Raw genomic sequence first — 4,039 nt, forward strand, 5'->3', positions numbered from 1 at the left:
CCGGTCTTGCCGACCGTGCACAGCGCGGTATTGCCCGCCGTCACGCCGGACAGCGCGACGGATTTCTTCGGCTTGAAACCAGCGGTTGCGGGTGCTTCGGTCGATGCGGTATCAGTCATGCTCTCCGGTCTCCTTTCGTACGCTCGCTACGCGGCGTTACTTGTGGTGCTTGACGCTCGCGCCTGGCATGCACGCCTGTGCGACGCTGAATTCGCGCTCATGCCCCTGTACCCGGCGCGGCGAAGAGCGGCGCGCATTGTTCCGGTATGGTCTGGCCGGTCGCATGCGCGCGACGCAGCACCGCCCAGTAATAACGATAGCTCGCGCGGTCATGCAGCGTGTCGCCGTGACGCGTCGGGCCCCACTGCGCGCGTTGCGCGCCGAGCAGGATCTCGGCCGCGAGCGCAATTTCTTCGGCGCGCGGCGAAAACGCCTCGACGATCGGCCTGATCTGGTCCGGATGGATGCTCCACATGCGCGTGTAGCCGAACTCGTTGCGGGCGCGCGCGGCATCGTTCGCGACGACGCTCATGTCGCGCACTTCCGTCGACACATTGTGCGATGGCACCTTGCCGTGCGCGTGACATGCGGCGGCGATCTCCAGCTTCGCGCGCCGCACGAGCGGATGATCGAACTGACCCGGGGAGCGCATCGCGGTATCGGGGATCGCGCCGTTGTGCGCGGACACGAAATCCATCAGGCCGAAGCTCAGCGATTCGACGCCCGGCAGCGCGGCGAGTTCGAACGCTTGCGCGAGCGCGCCATGCGTCTCGATGAGCAGATGACAGGGAATCGGCTTCGGAATGCCGAACTCGCAGCGCGATGCTTCGATGAAAGCGACCATCTCGGCGGCATCGACGGCGCTGCGGATCTTCGGCAGCATGACGAACGCGGGCGCGTGCTTCGCGTGGCGCAGGACGATGCGCACGTCGTCGCGCCACGCACGATGATGGAAGTCGTGGATGCGCACGCCGACGCGCCCGAAACGGTCTTCCTCGCCGCCGACCAACGATGCGACCAGCTCGGCGTGTTCGGCTTCGTGACCGACTTGCGCGCCGTCCTCGCAATCGAGCGTGATGTCGAACACCGGGCCCAGTTGCGCCTGCAACGCCAATGATTTCTTCATCAGCTTCTCGCTGCCGGCGTAGTGATCGCAGGGCGGAAGCACGGCAGGCTGCGGTTCGCCGTCAAACAGCACTTCGGCGGGAGTGAGATCGCGCATCGTCGGCATCGGGTCCGATTGGAGGGATGTGAATTCGATCTGCTCATGCATCTGATCCGATCGCGCTCGAACATCTTTCAAGCGCGATCGGATCAGGCGCGAACGCGACGAGGCGTCCGCGCTGACGGGAAGCCCTTGCGAGCTTCCCTTTCAACACGTGCTTACTTGCCGAGCAGGTGCGCGACGCCGTCACGCTCTTCGAGCAGTTCGTTCAGCGTGCCGTCCATCTTTTCGCGCGAGAACGCGTCGATTTCCAGGCCTTCGACGCGCTTGTACTCGCCGTTTTCGCACGTGACGGGCACGCCGTAGATGATGTCTTCCGGAATGCCGTACGAGCCGTCCGACGGAATGCCCATCGTGACCCACTTGCCGTTCGTGCCGAGCACCCAGTCACGCACGTGATCGATCGCCGCGTTAGCCGCCGATGCCGCCGACGACAGGCCGCGCGCTTCGATGATCGCCGCGCCGCGCTTGCCGACGGTCGGGATGAACGTGTTGCGGTTCCATTCGTCGTCGTTGATGAGCTTCGTGAGGTTCTCGCCTTCGGCGGTCGCGAAGCGGAAGTCCGGGTACATCGTCGGCGAGTGGTTGCCCCACACCGCGAGCTTCTCGATCGAAGCGACCGGCTTGCCCGACTTGGCCGCCAGCTGCGACAGCGCGCGGTTGTGATCCAGGCGCAGCATGGCGGTGAAGTTCTTCTTCGGCATATCCGGCGCCGACTTCATCGCGATGTACGCGTTCGTGTTCGCCGGGTTGCCGACGACCAGCACCTTCACGTCGCGGCTCGCGACATCATTCAGCGCCTTGCCCTGAACCGTGAAAATCTCGGCGTTCGCCGACAGCAGATCCTTGCGCTCCATGCCCTTCGAACGCGGACGCGCACCGACCAGCAGCGCGACATCGGCGTCCTTGAACGCGACCTTGGGATCGTCCGTGACGACCACGCCCGCGAGCAGCGGGAATGCGCAATCTTCCAGTTCCATCACGACGCCCTTCACAGCGGCTTGCGCTTGCGGCAGATCGAGCAACTGAAGAATCACGGGCTGGTCTTTGCCGAGCAGATCGCCGTTGGCGATACGGAACAGCAGCGAGTAGCCGATTTGACCTGCGGCGCCGGTTACGGCAACGCGCTTTGCGGACTTAGCCATTGAGAACTCTCCTGGACAGTGCGTGGAACGCTAGGGAAAAAGCGCCATTTTATGCGCGTTACGCAAAGCGTTGATGAAGACATGCCGGCCATGCCGTGCGCGAAACCGCCGAACGCGGTTGCCACGTGGCGTTGCGCGCGTTCATTCGTGGATTCGCGTCGCATGAATGCTCGAGCGGCGCGACCGTCATGCCATGAATCCTTCTCTTCGAGCGAGAGGCGTGCGGAACGGTCTGGAAGGACGCGATGATTTCGCTTGGGTCTGACGGCAACGCGCCCATTCGAGACGGCGCTTGACGTTGCGAGGCGTGGGGCAGGCAGCGGCGCGCGAATCGAGTGGCCGATCGGCGTGAGGCGAAAGCGAAAGGGCGTGCCTGGCGGTAAGCTGCGCAATGCGTGGATGCCGCGACTCCGCGTGCTCTCGGCGAGAAAGCCGCTGTGAAAACACGCTGACCGGCGGTTCCTGCGCGCTGGCAACGACCCGCAAACCCTTGCTCGAGAAAGAGTGTAGGAGCGGTCCGAGGTAAAGTCAACACTATCTTATGTCTTATATAAGACATAGGAATCGGCGGGAAAAGTCTGGACGCACGGCGGCCCTTGTGTTGAAATGCGCGGCATGAATTCCAACCCGGCGAGCACGACGACCCCCAATGGCACTGCACCGGCGGCTGAGGCTGCCGCGAGCACGCCGTCGCCGACGTTCAGCCCGCTGTATCAGCAAATCAAGGCGCTCATCACGCAGGGGCTCGAGTCCGGCGAATGGAAGCCTGGCGAAATCATCCCGAGCGAAGTCGAGTTGGCCGCGCGCTACAAGGTGAGTCAGGGCACGGTCCGCAAAGCGATCGACGAACTCGCCGCCGACAACCTCCTCGTTCGCCGTCAGGGTAAAGGCACGTTCGTTGCGACGCACAACGAAGATCGCGTGCAGTTCCGCTTCCTGCGCCTCCTGCCCGACGACGGCGACGTTCATCCTCACGTCAGCCGCCTGCTCGAATGCAGACGGCTGCGCGCTCCCGCCGAGATCGCGCGTCAACTGGATCTGAAGCCCGCCGATCCCGTCGTTCTTATCAAGCGTCTGTTGCAGTTCGATGGCGTCACGACCGTATTCGACGAGATCTGGCTGCCAGGCGCGGTGTTTCGTGGACTCACGGCCGAGCGCCTCGCCGAGTACAAAGGCCCGCTCTACGCAATGTTCGAGACGGAGTTCGGCACTCGCATGATCCGTGCGACGGAAAAGATCCGCGCCGTTGCCGCCGACGAGACCGTCGCGCAGTTTCTCGATGTGACGCAGGGATTTCCGCTGTTATCGGTGGAGCGCGTGTCTTATACCTATGGCGATCGCCCCGTCGAAGTGCGGCGCGGATGGTACGTCACGACTGGTTATTACTATCAGAACGACCTGAGTTGATCGAATGAAGAACGGGGCCGCGAGCACAGGCTGAGTGCTCGCGGAAAAGGTGCGTCAACACGGCCATTTTCGCGCACGGAGCAACAGTCTCTTGGACCGCTTTTCGCTGCAGCGCGAAATAAAAAGGCGCTAAAATCGCGGATTAGTGTTTTAACAAGTTGGGGTCTAGCATGGCTGAAGCCGTAAAAAAACCAAGGCCCGAATACCGGAACATCGGACTCGGCCAACTCGCGAAGTACCGCTTGCCGCTGGCAGGAAAGGT

General features: G+C 62.9%; 3 protein-coding genes and 2 pseudogenes. 2 read left to right on the forward strand and 3 right to left on the reverse strand.

The genetic code is table 11. From position 1 onward, the window contains the following. The 3 genes and pseudogenes from NCS58_RS14380 to NCS58_RS14390 form a co-directional block, all read right to left on the reverse strand. Nucleotides 1-119: pseudogene (locus tag NCS58_RS14380) on the reverse strand (2-methylcitrate synthase); the annotation flags it as partial. Nucleotides 120-217: 98 nt separating this feature from the next. Next, nucleotides 218-1,222, reverse strand: a complete 1,005-nt coding sequence (locus NCS58_RS14385; protein ID WP_061122001.1) for a CoA ester lyase — start codon at nt 1,220-1,222, stop codon at nt 218-220. Between the two features lie 161 nt (nt 1,223-1,383). Continuing rightward, nucleotides 1,384-2,370, reverse strand: coding sequence for a malate dehydrogenase (locus tag NCS58_RS14390; protein WP_250538608.1), 987 nt, complete (start codon nt 2,368-2,370; stop codon nt 1,384-1,386). A 615-nt stretch (nt 2,371-2,985) separates the two neighbouring features. Between NCS58_RS14390 and NCS58_RS14395 the strand changes: the two genes are divergently transcribed. Together NCS58_RS14395 and NCS58_RS14400 are read left to right on the forward strand one after the other, a co-directional pair. Continuing rightward, complete coding sequence (locus NCS58_RS14395) at nt 2,986-3,777, forward strand: GntR family transcriptional regulator (protein ID WP_250477269.1); 792 nt, start codon at nt 2,986-2,988, stop codon at nt 3,775-3,777. A 170-nt stretch (nt 3,778-3,947) separates the two neighbouring features. Next, nucleotides 3,948-4,039, forward strand: a pseudogene (locus NCS58_RS14400) (succinate dehydrogenase, cytochrome b556 subunit); the annotation flags it as partial.

The sequence above is a fragment of the Caballeronia sp. INML3B genome, from assembly GCF_023631305.1.
Taxonomy (GTDB): domain Bacteria; phylum Pseudomonadota; class Gammaproteobacteria; order Burkholderiales; family Burkholderiaceae; genus Caballeronia; species Caballeronia turbans.